The following is a 15143-nucleotide window of genomic DNA, read 5'->3' on the forward strand; positions in this document are numbered from 1 at the left end:
TTGGGGAGTTTAGCTCAGCTGGGAGAGCATCTGCCTTACAAGCAGAGGGTCAGCGGTTCGATCCCGTTAACTCCCATGGTTTAAATGAACCAAAAATTGTATAATTTGGAAGGGTAGCGAAGAGGCTAAACGCGGCGGACTGTAAATCCGCTCCTTCGGGTTCGAGGGTTCGAATCCCCCCCCTTCCATATTTTGTACGGGCATAGTATAAAGGTAGTACAAAGGTCTCCAAAACCTTTGGTGTGGGTTCAATTCCTGCTGCCCGTGTTGCACTATGGCGAATGTGGTGAAGTGGTTAACACACCAGTTTGTGGCACTGGCATTCGGGGGTTCGATTCCCCTCATTCGCCTATTTTGGGATATAGCCAAGCGGTAAGGCAAGGGACTTTGACTCCCTCATGCGCTAGTTCGAATCTAGCTATCCCAGTTTACTTGAATAGTTTGTTTGCCCGGATGGCGGAATTGGCAGACGCGCCAGACTCAAAATCTGGTTCCTTCACGGGAGTGCCGGTTCGACCCCGGCTCCGGGCATAAGAATAAATCAGCTTAACCTTTTGGTTAAGCTGATTTTTTATAATAGTATTTTAATTAGGTATAAACCTTGGTATGAAAGGAATGACAAGAATTTTGTCAGAATTTTTTACGGATGTTTGTTTTATTATCTAGGTTTATGAGAAGATTCTTGTTAGAATTTATGGAGAAAGGAGTTATATGGAATTATCTGAAAAACTAAAACAGCTAAGGGCTGATAAAAAGGTAACTCAAGAGAAACTTGCTGAGCTTTTGCACGTTTCGAGAACAACAATATCTAGCTGGGAAACGGGGAGGAGCTATCCTGATTTGCAAATGATTGTAGAAATCAGTGATTATTTTGAAGTTCCTCTTGATTTTCTTTTAAGAGAGGATGAAAAAATGATTAAAAAATTGACTTTTGATACACGGAATAAACGGAGATTAAAAAGTTTTATTTTGGCATTAGTGGTTCTGGTCATTGTGGTTGCGGGAGGAATTATTTCTATATGGAATAATCAGATTAGTGTAATGAATCCTAGAAATGTGAAAATTATAAAAGTAGAAAAAGTAGCAATTAATTCAAGGATTGTTGATGGAAAAGAAATTGGTAAAGATTATAAATACTATGTTTTTGTTAAAATGAATGATCCATTACATACTTTTGATATGGTAGTTGATGGGGGAAATATCTATAAGAATAATGATGTATATGTTGATTTTCAAGTAAAAAATTCGATTAATATATTTAGTAATTTACGAAATAATAAAAACTTGAAGAAATTGGTAATTCATAGTTTTGTGGGACAAAATATCGTTAATGGGAGAAAAGAAAACTATAATATACATAAAAATATCTTCTTAGGAGGTCCTGAATCAAATAAAAGATTAATTCTGGATGCTGAAAGTAATAAATAGGTGTTGATTTTCTTTAAAATATAAAATTCCCTCCTATCAACATAGGAAGGAATTTTATATTTAGTTTGATTTAGCCAATGAAATTTTTTCCTTGTTTATTGAGAATAAATTTGGTGATTTCTATGGTTAGGATACTGATGAGTGAGAGGCTAATGGCTATTAGCCAGTGAATAGGACTGAGACTTGTGATTTCCAAGATGTTCATGAGGAATGGTGTTTGAGTAAAGATGATTGTGATAAGGAGTGAAAGAAGTGTTGTACCAAAAATCATTTTGTTATTTGTTAGTCCGTTTTTGAAGATTGATTTGTTACTTCTTGCATTATAGACGTTGATTGTTGAGGCAAGGGTTAAGATGACAAATGCCATTGTTTGTCCTAAGGTGTGGCTTGGAGTGATTCCGTTTATTTCGATGAATTTTCCTATGTAAAAGCCTATGAGAGAGATGATAATGAAAGTACTGGAGCAGACTGCTATCCGTTTACTTACTCCACGGGAGAATAGACTTTCTTTAACACCGATTGGTGGTTGTTGCATGAGGTGAGCACCAGCTTTTTCACGTGAGAGGCCAAAGCCAGGAATACCATCAGCTAGTACGTTAATATAGAGGAGTTGTAAGCCTGTAAATGGAAGTCCCCAACCTGCAAGTGCGCTGAGAAGCATGATTAGGATTTCGGCCACATTAGCAGAGAGAAGGTAGTAAATCGTCTTTTTGATGTTTGCATAGACACGTCTTCCTTCGCGAATGGCGCTGACGATGGTGGCGAAATTGTCATCTGCTAAGACAATATCTGAGGCGGATTTTGCAACTTCTGTGCCAGCTATACCCATAGCTGTTCCAACGTCTGCTGCGCGGAGAGAAGGAGCATCATTGACACCGTCACCCGTCATTGCGACAATCTCACCCTTATCTTGCCAAGCCTTAACGATACGTAACTTGTCTTCGGGGCTGACACGGGCATAAACGGAGATTTTTTCGATATTTTCTTTGAGTTCATTATCTGTGAGATTGGATAATGTTTTGCCATCGACAACATCATCTCCTGAACGATAAATATCGAGTTCTTTGGCAATTGCTTTGGCAGTGAGAGCGTGATCTCCGGTAATCATAATCGGTTTAATACCGGCTTCTCTAGCTTCTTTGACGGCGGCTTTAGATTCTTTTCTTGGTGGGTCAATCATGCCGATGATGCCTAAGAAGTTGAGATTTTCCTCGAGTTCTGCTAGGTTTTTTGGTATTTCATCAATGATTTTGTAAGCTAAGGCAAGGACACGGAGGGCATTATCAGCGAACTCATCATGGATTTGTTGGGCTTCAAAGAGTAATTCTTCTTCTGGATTGGCTTGTAAGGCAGAAGTGCCATCAATATTGAGAATAGGATGGTGAGTTGCGTGTTGACTGCTTGGAGCGAGGCGGTCAAAGGCGCCTTTAGTAAGAACTAGATAACGTCCGCTATATTGAGGATGAGGAATAACAACGGACATTTTCTTACGGCTACTATCAAATGGTAATTCGGTAATTCGTTTTGGCGCTTTTTCTGGATGATAGATGTCATGAGAGATGAGAAAACGGATAATTGCTGCTTCTGTTGGGTCTCCGTGAATTTCCCATTTTCCATCTTTTAATTGAGCTGTGGCATCGGATGCGTAAGCAAAATTTTGCATGAGCGTTGCTTCATGGTCAGATAAATGTCCACCAGTCCAGATGTCTTTTCCAGAGAGCCAGAGTTTTTGGATGGTCATTTGATTTTGCGTGAGTGTTCCTGTTTTGTCAGAAGCAATCACGGTGGCATTTCCTAGTGTTTCTACGGCGGGAATGTTTCGGATAATCGCTCGTTTATGTGCCATATTTTCGACGCCATAAATGAGGCTGAGAGTGACGATGACAGGTAAAGTTTCGGGAACGGCGGCAATTCCGAGGACAACGGCAGTCATGAGGTTGTCAATGAGTGGAATATCAGCAAGAAGAATATTGACTACGAAAATTAAGACGCCTGCACCAAAGGCAATCGCAGTCAGACGTTTTGCGAGTGTGTCAATTCTTTTTTGAAGTGGCGTTTTACCTTTTACTTGTTCTTCGATGAGTGTGGCGATTTGTCCCATCTGTGATTGATTTCCGACAGCAACGATGATACCTTGAGCGGTACCGTTGAGGACATTTGTTCCTGAAAAAACCATATTGAGCTGGTCACCAAGCGGAACTTCTTCGGTAATTTGGATGGTTGCGTCTTTATCAATCGGTTCTGATTCGCCGGTTAATGAGGATTCGTCGATTTGCAGGGAATTTGAACTGAGGAGGTGGATATCAGCACCAACTTGCATTCCTGCGTTAAGTTGGATAATATCTCCGGCGACTAGTTCTGTTGAGGGGATTGTTTGTAAACGTCCGTCACGTAGAATGGTTGAAGTTGGTGAGGAGAGTTTTTTTAAGGCTGAAAGTGCATTTTCTGCTCGATTTTCTTGAAAAATTGATATACTTACGTTGATGATAACGATAAGTAAGACGACAACTGTTTTTGTGTAATTTCCGTTGCTGATGAAAGCTAGGTAGGCTGAAAGTAAGGCTACAAGTAGGAGGATGATGTTCATCAGTTCAAGAAGATGATGACCTATTTTTTGAAATATATTGGCAGTTTGTTGTTCGTTAAATTCATTTTTACCATAGATATTACGGTTTTCTTGGACTTGTTGTTGAGATAAGCCTGTGTTAATATTTACTTGGAAAAAATTTTTGATTTTTTCTGTGGATTCGGTTTTGAAATTCATATTTTGTCCTTTCCTTTTTAAGTGTTTATAATTTAATTATAATTTGTTTTTCATTTATTTCTTAATAATATACTAGAAAAATTTAAAAATATTGTTGAAAATCGTAGAAAAAGACTGTTAAAATGGTAGGAAATATGGTATTATAGAGCATATGGAAACAAAAACAGTAAGTGAATTGGCAGAACTTTTTGGAGTGACGCGACAAGCAATGAATAAACGAGTGAAATCGTTGGATAGTCAGTTTGTGGAAAAAAATGAGAAGAATGTTACGGTTGCGAATGCTGAGGGAATTCGTGAATTGGAACATCTTTATGGAAAAGTTGTCACGGCGGAAGCGGAAGTTGTGGATAACGAGAAAAATGAAGCTACAACTGAACTGGCGCTTCAAAATGATGATGCAACCTCGGCGGCTTATGAGATGATAAGTGCTTTGATGAAGGATAAAAATGCTGAGATTGATCGTTTGAATCAGCAACTTTTGTCAAAAGATGAGCAGTTATCTGTCAAAGATGCGCAGATATCTGAAAAAGATTTACAAATCAAAAAGCAACAAGAATTGATGGAAAAAGCATTGATGGACCAGAAATCTTTTTTTGATGAGCTACAAACACAGATGAAATCTGAAAAAAATCATGGTTTTTTTGCTCGATTATTTGGAAAATAATTTTTGACAGGAATACAAACTAATAACTCCGTTATAAGTTCACCCTGTCCGAGAAGGCTGAGAATAAATTCTCTAGCCCCTACGGCAATTTTGTCAAAAATATAAAATGTCTAACAAATTCATGTAATCATTTTCATACTGATAACGGCACATATCCGCTAACTATAGGGATTTTAGGAAGTTTTTATTTGCAAAATTTCCAAAAAGTGTTAAAATAATAATGTAAGTTAAATGTTTAACTTAATCAATTAAAAGGGTATCCTTTTATAAAATAAAATTCCTATAAGGAGGCAACTACTCATGGTAGTTAAAGTTGGTATTAACGGTTTCGGTCGTATCGGACGTCTTGCATTCCGTCGTATTCAAAATGTTGAAGGTGTCGAAGTTGCAGCAATCAACGATCTTACAGATCCAGCAATGCTTGCTCACTTGTTGAAATATGATTCAACTCAAGGTAAATTCGATGGTACAGTTGAAGTTGCTGAAGGTGGATTCAAAGTGAACGGTAACTTTGTAAAAGTTACTCAAGAACGTGATCCTGAACAAATCGACTGGGCTGGCGAAGGCGTAGAAATCGTGCTTGAAGCAACTGGTTTCTTTGCAACAAAAGCTGCAGCTGAAAAACACTTGCACGCTAATGGCGGAGCTAAAAAAGTTGTTATCACAGCACCTGGTGGATCTGATGTTAAAACTATCGTTTTCAACACTAACCACAGCGAACTTGATGGAACTGAAACAGTTATTTCAGCTGGTTCATGTACAACTAACTGTCTTGCACCAATGGCTGACGCTCTTAACAAGAACTTCGGTATCAAAGTTGGTACAATGACTACAGTTCACAGCTACACTGGTGACCAAATGCTTCTTGATGGTCCACATCGTAAAGGTGATTTCCGTCGCGCACGTGCTGCTGCTGAAAACATCGTTCCTAACTCAACTGGTGCTGCTAAAGCTATCGGTCTTGTATTGCCAGAATTGAACGGCAAACTTCAAGGTCATGCTCAACGTATCCCTTCTCCAACAGGATCATTGACTGAACTTGTAACTATCCTTGATAAGAAAGTTACAGTTGACGAAATCAATGCAGTTATGAAAGCTGCTGCAAACGATTCTTATGCTTACACAGAAGATCAAATCGTTTCTAAAGATATCGTTGGTGAAAGCCACGGTTCAATCTTTGACGCAACACAAACTGAAGTTACAACTGCTGGTGACGATCAACTCGTTAAAACAGTTGCTTGGTATGACAATGAAATGTCTTACACTTCACAACTTGTTCGTACTCTTGAATACTTCGCTAAAATCGCTAAATAATTTTAGTAAATTGAGTAAAAAACTGTCTTCGGACAGTTTTTTTGTGTTAATAAAATATAAAAATGCTATAATGATGGTAGAAAATACTATTTTAGGAGAAAACTTTTATGGAAAAGAAAATGTCAAAACCAAAATTATGGGCCTTTATAGGTGCGATTATTGCTTCTGTTGGAGTTCTGATTAGTCTGATAAGTAGTGCAGTTTCAAAGCCTGTCATACATAAAGTTTATGAAAATGCGGGGATAGATTCTCAATCTCAATCGCTTGCTCAATCAATTTCTAATGCTACGCTTGTCATTTCAGTTATTATAGGGCTTATATTTCTTGTTCTTTACTGGTTGGCTTTTGTGAAAATGGATAAAAAATCAGGTTATGGTTGGTCAATTTTCTTACTTGTCATGGGAATTTTTTCAGCTATTGGCGTTCTGTTTGCTTTAATTGGTTTTGCTTCGCCTAATACACGTGAATTATTTGGAACTTCTATTGCTTATATGATAGTTGATATTTTGGGTGTTATTCTTTCGGCAGGTAAAGGAGTGAGCTTTATCATGACTTTTGTAGCAAAACATCAAGAACATAGCGAACAAATCGAAGATTGAATGAAACGATGGAAACATCGTTTTTATTGTATAAAAAGCACTGCCCGTAAAGCAACAAAGTCGCTAACGGTCAGGCGGAAGTCACTATGGCGGACTTCCTAGCTTTCTTATTAGCATACCATAAAGCGAAATATCGTCGCTTTATGGTATGTGTTATAATAGAAATATGAAACTCACAGATAGTATTCAATATTTAAAAGGTGTTGGTCCTAAATCTCTGGAAAATTATCAGAAGTTGGGGATTTTTACGGTGCAAGATTTACTTTTATATTTTCCATTTCGCTATGATGACTTTGCGAGCCGTAGCGTTTTTGAGTTGCTTGATGGAGAAAAAGCGACAATTATTGGTGAAGTTGTGACACCTGCAAATGTACAGTATTATGGCTTTAAGCGCAATCGTTTATCTTTTAAAATTAAGCAAAATGATGCAATTATTGCGGTCAGTTTTTTTAATCAGCCTTATTTAGCAGATAAGGTTGAAGTTGGGAAAGAAATTGCTGTTTATGGTAAATGGGAACTTGCCAAACAGCAGCTTTTAGGAACAAAAGTTGTGGCGCAAGCAGATGATGGTTTTTCACCTGTTTATCATGTGAGTGCTGGTGTGAAGCAATCAACACTTGTAAAACTCATTCAGGCAGTATTTGATGCAGATATTTTGAAAGATTTATCAGAAAATTTGCCAGACTATCTGATAAAAAAATATCGTCTTATGCCACGTCAAGAAGCAGTTTATGCAATGCACTTTCCACAGGATATGCAAGCTCATAAACAAGCATTACGACGGATAAAGTTTGAAGAATTATTCTTTTTTCAGTTGAAACTTCAAGCGTTGAAAAATAAAGAAAAATCTGGACGTGAAGGAATTTCCGTTATCATTGAGCAGAAAGAAATGGATGAAAAGATTGCTGAGTTATCTTTTGAACTCACAAAGGCTCAACAGTCAGCTTTAACAGAGATTTTGTCGGATATGAAAAGTCCTTATCACATGAACCGTCTCTTGCAAGGAGATGTTGGTTCGGGGAAGACGGTTGTTGCTGAACTTGCGATGTATGCAGCTGCTTTGGCAAATTTTCAGTCGGCAATCATGGTTCCCACAGAAATATTGGCAAGGCAACATTTTGCCAATCTAAAACAACTTTTTCCAGAGTTGAATATTTCTTTGCTTGTATCAGGACTAAAAGTTGCTGAACGTCGAGAAGTGTTGGAAAGTCTTGCTTCTGGACGTACTCATATGGTTGTTGGGACGCACGCATTGATACAAGAAGGAGTGGAGTTTTATAATCTGGGACTTGTGATTACTGATGAACAGCATCGTTTTGGAGTTAATCAGCGAAAAATTTTGCGGGAAAAAGGGCAAAATCCTGATGTATTGATGATGACTGCAACCCCTATTCCGCGGACGCTTGCAATTACTGCATTTGGTGATATGGATGTGAGTATTATTGATGAATTGCCAAAAGGTCGTCAGCCGATTACGACACGTTGGGTTAAGCATCAGCAGTTGCCAGATGTTTTAAAATGGATTCACAGTGAGCTGGCGGATGGCGCTCAGATTTATTTTGTGAGTCCGTTGATTGAAGAATCTGAAATGCTTGATTTGAAAAATGCTGAGGAACTATTTGCAGAGTTGTTAGCAGAATTTCCTAAAAGTACAGTTGCTTTGCTGCATGGTAAAATGAAAAATACTGAAAAAGATGAGATTATGCAGACTTTCAAAGATGGAAAAACGGATATTTTGGTGTCAACGACAGTGATTGAAGTTGGTGTTGATGTGCCAAATGCAACGATTATGGTAATTATGGATGCTGATAGGTTTGGACTGTCGCAACTTCATCAGCTGCGCGGTCGTGTAGGACGAGGAATGAAAAAGTCTTATGCTATTTTGGTGGCAAATCCGAAGTCTGATAGTGGAAAAAAACGGATGCAAATCATGACTCAAACGCAAAATGGCTTTACGCTTGCTGAGGAAGATTTGAAAATGCGTGGTTCAGGTGAGATTTTTGGAGTGCGTCAATCTGGGATTCCTGAGTTTGCGGTGGCTGATATTGTTAATGATTATAATATCTTAGAAGTCGCGCGTGCTGAGGCTGTGGAAATTTTTAAAACACCAGAAAATTATCATGAGCTGATTGCTCAGGTTCAAGTGGGTGATGGTTTTGATTGAAAAAATCGTGAAATATCACGATTTTTTTGTTTTAATACGAACTAAGATGAGAAAAGCAATCAATGCACCTAGAGATGAAAACCAGCTTACTCCGAAGAAATGCGGGAAACTGATAAATAATGTACCGCCTGCAATACCGCCGATAGTGGAAGCGAGATAAACCGTGGCTGAAAAGAGGCTTGAAGTTGTACCCAGCGCTTGTGGGGAACTTTCTTGAATGAGGGTCATCCATTGTGGAAATTGAATACCGCCAAGAAGGAAAAAGATGAAAAGTGTGGCTATTGCAAGGACAAGATGAGTTGAAAAAGGGACGAAAAAGAAGACGATGGCGATAGTGAGTAAAACGAGACTTAGAAGTTTACTACTTCCAAAATGTAGGGTAAGTCGTGGGCTGAGAATGGAGCCTAAAAGTTGTCCGACACCGAGAAAAAGCATGGCAAATCCGATAATTTCTACAGGGAGATGAAAACCTTTTGCTAACCAAGTGCCGATGAATGTTGTGTTGCTGTAAACACCAATGAAGAAGATAAGGAGTGCGAGAAAATAGAGTCTGGTACGTTGATTGCTAAAAATGTGTCGATAAGGGCTGAAAAATGAGTGGTTGATTGGTTTTGGCGTTTGGATAGTAGGTAAAAGTTTGGCTAAAATGATAAAAAGAATGGCAGATAAGAGGGCAATAATAATAAATGGAAATTGCCAAATGATAGAAGCAAGGACTGAGCCGATAGGAACACCGGCAATAGCTGATACGGATACACCAGCGCCAATCGTTGCCATGAGTTTTATCCGATTTTGTCCATCAACTAAAGTGGGGACGGCGGCATAAATTTGTGGCATGATGAAGCTTGCGGAAATTCCGGCAAAGAGACGAAAAATAATCATCCAAGCAAAATTTGGCGCAAAAGCGCAGAAAAATGTGGAGAGTCCAAATCCGATAAGTCCTGCAAGAATGATGTGCTTGCGATTTTTTCCTTCGGATAATGGACCTGCGAGCAAGGCAAAGATAGCATATCCTAGTGCATAAGCGGAAACCATCCATCCTGCAATGGCGAGGCTAATGTGATAATTTTGGGCGAGAATGGGTAAAAGTGGGGAAATCAATAGAGAATCTGTGCCGATGAGAAAGATAGTTAAAAAGAATGTTATAGAAAATTTTTTCATGTTAGATGACCTTTTTAGTTAATTATTTAGTTAAAAAATATCTTTATTTTTAACTTTCTCATGTAGTTTATCGCTTTTGGTTAAATTTGTCAAGAAAAAATAACTTTTTTGGTGAAAAAAGTGGTAAAATGAGGAGGAAAGGAATTGAACAGGTCTTGAATTTATTATGAAAACAAAAGAAAAAATTTTGCAAGTGGCGGAAAAACTAGTGATGGTGAATGGTTTTGGGAATGTGACTTTGAGCGAAATTGCGCAGAATGTGGGAATTAGTGCAGCTGCGTTGTATAAACATTTTAAAAATAAGGAGGAACTTTGGCTGGCGCTGGCAAAGAATTATACGGATAAGATTTCGGCAAAGTTGTTTCCTTTTGAGGTGGCTGATGGGGCAACGCAGGCTCAGATTGTGCATGATTGGCTGTGGGCGCTTTGTGAGGGGAAATTTCTTGCTTTGCAGACGGAACCGGAAATGTTTGCACTTTATACGGAGTTTCTGGAGGATAAGACTGTGGCAAATCAGGAACATTCGCGTGAATTGATGGCGAGTTTTGCGCAGGCAACGGGGATTGAAAATCGTAAGGAAATTCGGACGTTGTTTGATATTTTTGCGAAAGTGATGAATCCTTATTTTGTGGCGGAATGGGACGAGGACTATCAGGAAAAATTTGAGCGGATTTGGATGGTTGTCAAAGGATTTTATGAATAAATTATTTTTGACAGGGTACAAACTTACAACTTCATTATAAGTTCACCCTGTCCGAGAAGGCTGAGAATAAATTCTCTAGCCTCTACGGCAGTTCTGTCAAAAAAAATCGTGAAATTTCACGATTTTTTTATTTTCCAAGGCAGAATTGACTAAAGAGTTGAGTGATGAGTTCGTCAGGTGCGGCGTCACCAGTGATTTCTCCGAGAAGTTGCCAGCAGCGCGTGATGTCAACTTGGACGAGGTCAACGGGTAAGCCAGCTGCAAGGCTCGCATTTGCCTCGCTGAGTGCTTGAAGTGCTTGTTCGACGAGCGTGATGTGGCGGGCGTTCGATAGGACAATGTCATCGGTACTTGCGGACAGGTCGCCGGCAAAGAAAAGTTCGGAAATATTTTTTGACAGGCTGTCCAAACCTTGATTTTTCAATGCAGAAATTTTGACAGTTTTGTCAAAAAGTTCGGAACTGTTGATTTTTTCTGGTAAGTCAGTTTTATTTAGCAAAATGATGCGTTTTGTGTTTTTTGACAGTTCTGTCAAAAATAAATCTTGCTCTGTCAGCGCTTCTGACGCGTCCAGCACGAGCAAAACAAGGTCAGCTTCTTGCATGGCTTTGACCGAGCGCTCGACACCGATTTTTTCAACGATATCATCTGTTTCACGAATACCAGCGGTGTCAATCAGCTCAAGGGGGACTCCACCGATATTGGCAAACTCGGAAATTGTGTCGCGCGTTGTGCCTGCAATATCAGTGACAATCGCTTTTTCCTCGCGCAGTAGCTGATTGAGCAGGCTTGATTTCCCAACATTTGGACGTCCGATAATCGCTGTTTTTATACCTTCACGCAGGACTTTTCCGCGTTTTGCAGTCGCGAGAAGATTTGCCAGAAGATGTTCGAAATCCGCTGTTTTCTCACGTAACATCTGACTGGTCATCGTCTCAACATCGTCGTACTCAGGATAGTCGATATTGACCTCGACTTGTGCCAGCGTTTCGAGAATTTCCTGTCGAATGTTGCCAATCAAATGTGACAAGGAACCGTCCAGCTGTTTAACCGCAATCTGTGCGGCTTTGTCCGTTTTTGCGCGAATCAAATCCATGACAGATTCTGCCTGTGCGAGGTCCATGCGGCCGTTCAAAAACGCACGTTTGGTAAATTCGCCAGGCTCAGCGAGGCGTGCACCTTGCCGAATGAGAAGTTGCAAAATTTCTTGTGTGACGGCAATTCCGCCGTGTGTGTTGATTTCGACAATATCCTCGCGCGTGAAAGTTTTTGGCGAACGAAAAACGCTTGTCATCACTTCATCTAGCAGATTTTCTTTATCAACAATGTGTCCATAATTTATCGTGTGACTGGCGACTTTTGCCAAGTCTGTTCCACGGAACACACGATTTGCAATCGCCACAGCATCGCTTCCGCTCATGCGTACAATCGAAATTGCGCCTTCACCAAGAGGAGTCGAAATCGCAGCAATCGTGTCAAATTCTTTTGTTATCATTCATCTATTTTACCTCATTTTCAAGAAAAAAAGAACCATCTGTACCTGCAAAAAGAAGATTTGTCTTACAACGAAATATTATTTTTGTGGTTTATATTTTTGACAGAACTGTCAAAAAATTTTTTCTCTCAACTTGTAAAATTCTGCTCTTTATAGGCTTTTATTGTATAATAAGAGCATGAGACTCGATAAATATTTAGCAGAAAGTGGTTTGGGAACGCGTTCCGAAGTCAAAACTTTCATCAAAAAAGGGCGTGTCAGGGTAAATGACAAACTTGTCAAAACAGATAAATTTCAAGTAGATGCCAATCAAGATATTGTCAAATTTGACGACAGTTTGGTCAATCATCAAACCTTGTTTTACTATATGATGAATAAACCTGCTGGAGTGGTCAGCGTCACACAGGATAATTTGCACAAAACCGTGCTAGAATTATTGTCAGCCGAGGATTATCGGACAGATATTTTTCCTGCTGGACGGCTGGATAAAGATACGGAGGGTTTGCTATTTTTGACCAATGATGGCGGGCTGGCGCATGATTTGCTCAGTCCACATAAGCACGTGGAAAAAGAGTATTTCGCGCGGATTGAGGGACGAGTGACGCAAGAAACGGTTCTGCGCTTTGCAGAGGGAATCGAACTTCACGGAGAAAAAGGAAATCCTTTCACGGGCGAGCTTTTCATTGAAAAATCTAGCGAAATTTCCGAAATTCGCCTGATTATTCATCGCGGTGTTTATCATCAAGTCAAGCGAATGTTTCTCGCACTTGATATGAAAGTTATCTATTTAAAACGCCTGCGCATGGGGACTTTGGCGCTTGATATGCGACTTGAAGCTGGCAATTATCGTGCATTGACGGCACATGAATTAGAAGAACTTAAAAATTAAATAAAATTGATAAATGGAGGGATAAAATGAACCCTGTTTCAGTAAAAGAACTTGTTGTCAAATTTGACAAAAGCATCATTTTAGATAAGTTGTCCATCGAACTCAAAGAAGGCGAAATAGTAGGTCTGATAGGTCCGTCAGGTGCTGGAAAATCAACATTTATCAATAGTTTGCTCGGAATGCAAGCTGTCAATAGTGGAAAAATTGAGATTTTTAATACAGAAATACCAAACAGAAAAATGATGAGTAAAATTGGTTTTATGGCGCAGTCTGATGCACTTTTTGACGAACTCACAGGACAACAAAATCTGGAATTTTTCGCTAGTTTACAAGGAATTTCTCATCAAAATTTTTTGACAGAACTGTCAAAAACCGCAAAAACAGTCAATTTGACAACTGACCTCGGAAAAAAGCTGTCAAACTACTCAGGAGGAATGAAACGTCGTCTGTCTCTTGCGATTGCGTTGCAAACAGATGCTCCCTTGCTCCTCTTAGATGAACCGACAGTTGGAATTGATCCAGAACTGCGCCAGAAAATCTGGGAAGAACTGCGCGCGCAAGCAAGTCTCGGAAAGACAATTCTCATGACAACACACGTGATGGACGAAGCTGAGCGCTGCGACAAAGTTTTGCTCCTGCGCCAAGGACATTTTGTCGCCCAAGGCAGCCCAAGTGAAATCAAAGAAAAATACAATAGCACAAGCATTGAAGAAGCCTTTATCAAAGCAGGTGAAGAACTTGAAAGTGAGGATTTACTATGAGAATTTTTGCTATTTTTCGTCGCATTCTTTTGCAACGTCGAGAAGATAAACGCTCCCTTGCCTTACTATTCATCGCGCCACTTTTGATTTTGACCTTGATGTATTTTCTCATGCAAACACCGTCAAATGTCAAATACCGTGTGGGAATTGATAATCGTGCAGAAAATACAGAACTCGTGAATGCTCTCAAAACGAGCAAAAAACTCACGATTTTTCATGTCAATAATAGTCAGCGCCACACGATAAATTCAAAAAATCTTGATGCTGTGATTGTCATTGACAAAACGCGCGTAGATACCACTTTTTCCAATCAGTCAATCGCTTCAAGTCGCGTGATAGATGGACTTGTCACACAAGCTGTCCAAGAAACACAAGCAAAATTCGCCAGTATTGCCACACAAAATACACTCAAAAAACTAACTGCTCAGCTCGTCACAACAAATCCCACACTTGCCCAGCAAATCAAGACAAAGCTGAACAATCTGCAAAATCCGACGAGCTTAAGTCTGCACACACATTATCTCTATGGAAATAGTAATCCGTCCACGTTCAATGATTTAGCACCAGCTTTCATTGGCGGATTTGTCTTCTTCTTTGTCTTTCTGATTTCTGGTATTTCGCTGGTCAATGAACGCACGAGCGGAACTTTGGAGCGAATGTTGACAACACCTGTGAAACGAAGTGAGATTGTTGCAGGTTATACGCTGGCTTACGGACTTCTTGCTCTGCTACAAACAGCCGTTATCGTCAGTTTTAGTCATTGGGTGCTTGCTGTTCAGGTCAATGGTAATCTTATCTGGGTTTTCATCATCAACTTTTTGCTCGCGCTCATTGCGCTACTGGCTGGACTGCTTTTTTCTACTTTGGCAAAAACCGAGTTTCAGTTCGTCCAGTTTATCCCGATTGTGATTGTGCCACAATTCCTCTTTTCAGGAATTATCAATGTTTCCACAATGTCTGAACCCTTGCAATGGATTGCTCATGTCATTCCAGTTTATTATGCCATCCAAGCCTTACAAGTCGTGATTAAACGAGGCGAAGGATTTTCCAATATTGTGGTTAATTTACTCATTCTCCTTGTGATTTCTCTCCTTCTTTATCTCCTCAATATCCTCTCACTGAAACGCTTGAGACATACCTGATAACTAATTTTAGTGTTATAAGTATCACTGCCCGTATCTCCGCTGATTTCATCAGCTAC

General features: G+C 39.6%; 12 protein-coding genes and 6 tRNA genes. 15 read left to right on the forward strand and 3 right to left on the reverse strand.

From position 1 onward, the window contains the following. Positions 1-3 precede the first annotated feature (3 nt). From KJS36_RS07280 to KJS36_RS07310, 7 genes are all read left to right on the forward strand, one after another. Positions 4-76: transfer RNA gene (locus KJS36_RS07280), tRNA-Val, on the forward strand. 31 nt (positions 77-107) lie between these two features. Then, a tRNA-Tyr gene (locus KJS36_RS07285) sits at positions 108-188 on the forward strand. An 8-nt stretch (positions 189-196) separates the two neighbouring features. Then, positions 197-267 (forward strand) — tRNA-Trp (locus KJS36_RS07290). A 10-nt stretch (positions 268-277) separates the two neighbouring features. Continuing rightward, a tRNA-His gene (locus tag KJS36_RS07295) sits at positions 278-350 on the forward strand. A 5-nt stretch (positions 351-355) separates the two neighbouring features. Next, positions 356-427 (forward strand) — tRNA-Gln (locus KJS36_RS07300). Positions 428-447: 20 nt separating this feature from the next. After that, positions 448-531 (forward strand) — tRNA-Leu (locus KJS36_RS07305). Between the two features lie 180 nt (positions 532-711). After that, positions 712-1428, forward strand: a complete 717-nt coding sequence (locus KJS36_RS07310; RefSeq protein WP_213536178.1) for a helix-turn-helix domain-containing protein — start codon at positions 712-714, stop codon at positions 1426-1428. Between the two features lie 70 nt (positions 1429-1498). On the opposite strand, the gene KJS36_RS07315 is transcribed toward KJS36_RS07310, so the two are convergent. Continuing rightward, positions 1499-4192, reverse strand: a complete 2694-nt coding sequence (locus KJS36_RS07315) for a cation-translocating P-type ATPase (RefSeq protein ID WP_213536180.1) — start codon at positions 4190-4192, stop codon at positions 1499-1501. Positions 4193-4343: 151 nt separating this feature from the next. On the opposite strand from KJS36_RS07315, the gene KJS36_RS07320 reads away from it, so the two are divergent. From KJS36_RS07320 to recG, 4 genes are all read left to right on the forward strand, one after another. After that, positions 4344-4856 (forward strand): DUF536 domain-containing protein, encoded by a 513-nt coding sequence (locus KJS36_RS07320; RefSeq protein ID WP_213536183.1) that lies wholly within the window; start codon positions 4344-4346, stop codon positions 4854-4856. A 300-nt stretch (positions 4857-5156) separates the two neighbouring features. Then, a complete protein-coding gene (gene gap / locus KJS36_RS07325; RefSeq protein ID WP_213536185.1) occupies positions 5157-6170 on the forward strand; it encodes a type I glyceraldehyde-3-phosphate dehydrogenase in 1014 nt (337 codons plus the stop codon). Positions 6171-6277: 107 nt separating this feature from the next. Continuing rightward, complete coding sequence (locus KJS36_RS07330) at positions 6278-6769, forward strand: hypothetical protein (protein ID WP_213536187.1); 492 nt, start codon at positions 6278-6280, stop codon at positions 6767-6769. A 166-nt stretch (positions 6770-6935) separates the two neighbouring features. After that, positions 6936-8933 (forward strand): ATP-dependent DNA helicase RecG, encoded by a 1998-nt coding sequence (gene recG, locus KJS36_RS07335; RefSeq protein WP_213536189.1) that lies wholly within the window; start codon positions 6936-6938, stop codon positions 8931-8933. 15 nt (positions 8934-8948) lie between these two features. Here recG and KJS36_RS07340 read toward each other — a convergent pair whose 3' ends face one another. Further along, positions 8949-10094 (reverse strand): MFS transporter, encoded by a 1146-nt coding sequence (locus KJS36_RS07340; protein WP_213536190.1) that lies wholly within the window; start codon positions 10092-10094, stop codon positions 8949-8951. Between the two features lie 166 nt (positions 10095-10260). Here KJS36_RS07340 and KJS36_RS07345 point away from each other — a divergent pair, with 166 nt between their 5' ends. Then, on the forward strand, positions 10261-10797 hold the full coding sequence (locus tag KJS36_RS07345; RefSeq protein WP_213536192.1) for a TetR/AcrR family transcriptional regulator: 537 nt from the start codon (positions 10261-10263) through the stop codon (positions 10795-10797). 127 nt (positions 10798-10924) lie between these two features. On the opposite strand, the gene mnmE is transcribed toward KJS36_RS07345, so the two are convergent. After that, positions 10925-12292, reverse strand: a complete 1368-nt coding sequence (gene mnmE / locus KJS36_RS07350) for a tRNA uridine-5-carboxymethylaminomethyl(34) synthesis GTPase MnmE (RefSeq protein ID WP_213536194.1) — start codon at positions 12290-12292, stop codon at positions 10925-10927. A 178-nt stretch (positions 12293-12470) separates the two neighbouring features. Between mnmE and KJS36_RS07355 the strand changes: the two genes are divergently transcribed. Genes KJS36_RS07355 through KJS36_RS07365 form a run of 3 tightly spaced genes read left to right on the forward strand, consistent with a single transcriptional unit; the run spans position 12471 to position 15084 of the window. Beyond that, positions 12471-13181, forward strand: a complete 711-nt coding sequence (locus KJS36_RS07355; protein ID WP_213536196.1) for a pseudouridine synthase — start codon at positions 12471-12473, stop codon at positions 13179-13181. Positions 13182-13186: 5 nt separating this feature from the next. Continuing rightward, complete coding sequence (locus KJS36_RS07360; RefSeq protein ID WP_280520341.1) at positions 13187-13942, forward strand: ABC transporter ATP-binding protein; 756 nt, start codon at positions 13187-13189, stop codon at positions 13940-13942. Next, positions 13939-15084 carry an ABC transporter permease gene (locus tag KJS36_RS07365; RefSeq protein ID WP_213536200.1) on the forward strand — a complete coding sequence of 382 codons (1146 nt, stop codon included), beginning with the start codon at positions 13939-13941 and terminating at the stop codon, positions 15082-15084. The genes KJS36_RS07360 and KJS36_RS07365 overlap by 4 nt, the downstream gene beginning before the upstream one ends. Positions 15085-15143: the final 59 nt, after the last annotated feature.

Source organism: Lactococcus nasutitermitis (genome assembly GCF_018403765.1).
In the GTDB taxonomy this organism is placed as follows: Bacteria; Bacillota; Bacilli; order Lactobacillales; family Streptococcaceae; genus Lactococcus; species Lactococcus nasutitermitis.

What these genes read in the sequence shown, in the direction of transcription:
- KJS36_RS07315 (WP_213536180.1), bottom strand. Translation starts at nt 4,192, where the DNA reads ATGAATTTCAAAACCGAATCCACAGAAAAAATCAAAAATTTTTTCCAA.
- KJS36_RS07310 (WP_213536178.1), top strand. Translation starts at nt 712, where the DNA reads ATGGAATTATCTGAAAAACTAAAACAGCTAAGGGCTGATAAAAAGGTA.
- recG (WP_213536189.1), top strand. Translation starts at nt 6,936, where the DNA reads ATGAAACTCACAGATAGTATTCAATATTTAAAAGGTGTTGGTCCTAAA.
- mnmE (WP_213536194.1), bottom strand. Translation starts at nt 12,292, where the DNA reads ATGATAACAAAAGAATTTGACACGATTGCTGCGATTTCGACTCCTCTT.
- KJS36_RS07365 (WP_213536200.1), top strand. Translation starts at nt 13,939, where the DNA reads ATGAGAATTTTTGCTATTTTTCGTCGCATTCTTTTGCAACGTCGAGAA.
- KJS36_RS07330 (WP_213536187.1), top strand. Translation starts at nt 6,278, where the DNA reads ATGGAAAAGAAAATGTCAAAACCAAAATTATGGGCCTTTATAGGTGCG.
- KJS36_RS07345 (WP_213536192.1), top strand. Translation starts at nt 10,261, where the DNA reads ATGAAAACAAAAGAAAAAATTTTGCAAGTGGCGGAAAAACTAGTGATG.
- KJS36_RS07340 (WP_213536190.1), bottom strand. Translation starts at nt 10,094, where the DNA reads ATGAAAAAATTTTCTATAACATTCTTTTTAACTATCTTTCTCATCGGC.
- KJS36_RS07355 (WP_213536196.1), top strand. Translation starts at nt 12,471, where the DNA reads ATGAGACTCGATAAATATTTAGCAGAAAGTGGTTTGGGAACGCGTTCC.
- KJS36_RS07320 (WP_213536183.1), top strand. Translation starts at nt 4,344, where the DNA reads ATGGAAACAAAAACAGTAAGTGAATTGGCAGAACTTTTTGGAGTGACG.
- gap (WP_213536185.1), top strand. Translation starts at nt 5,157, where the DNA reads ATGGTAGTTAAAGTTGGTATTAACGGTTTCGGTCGTATCGGACGTCTT.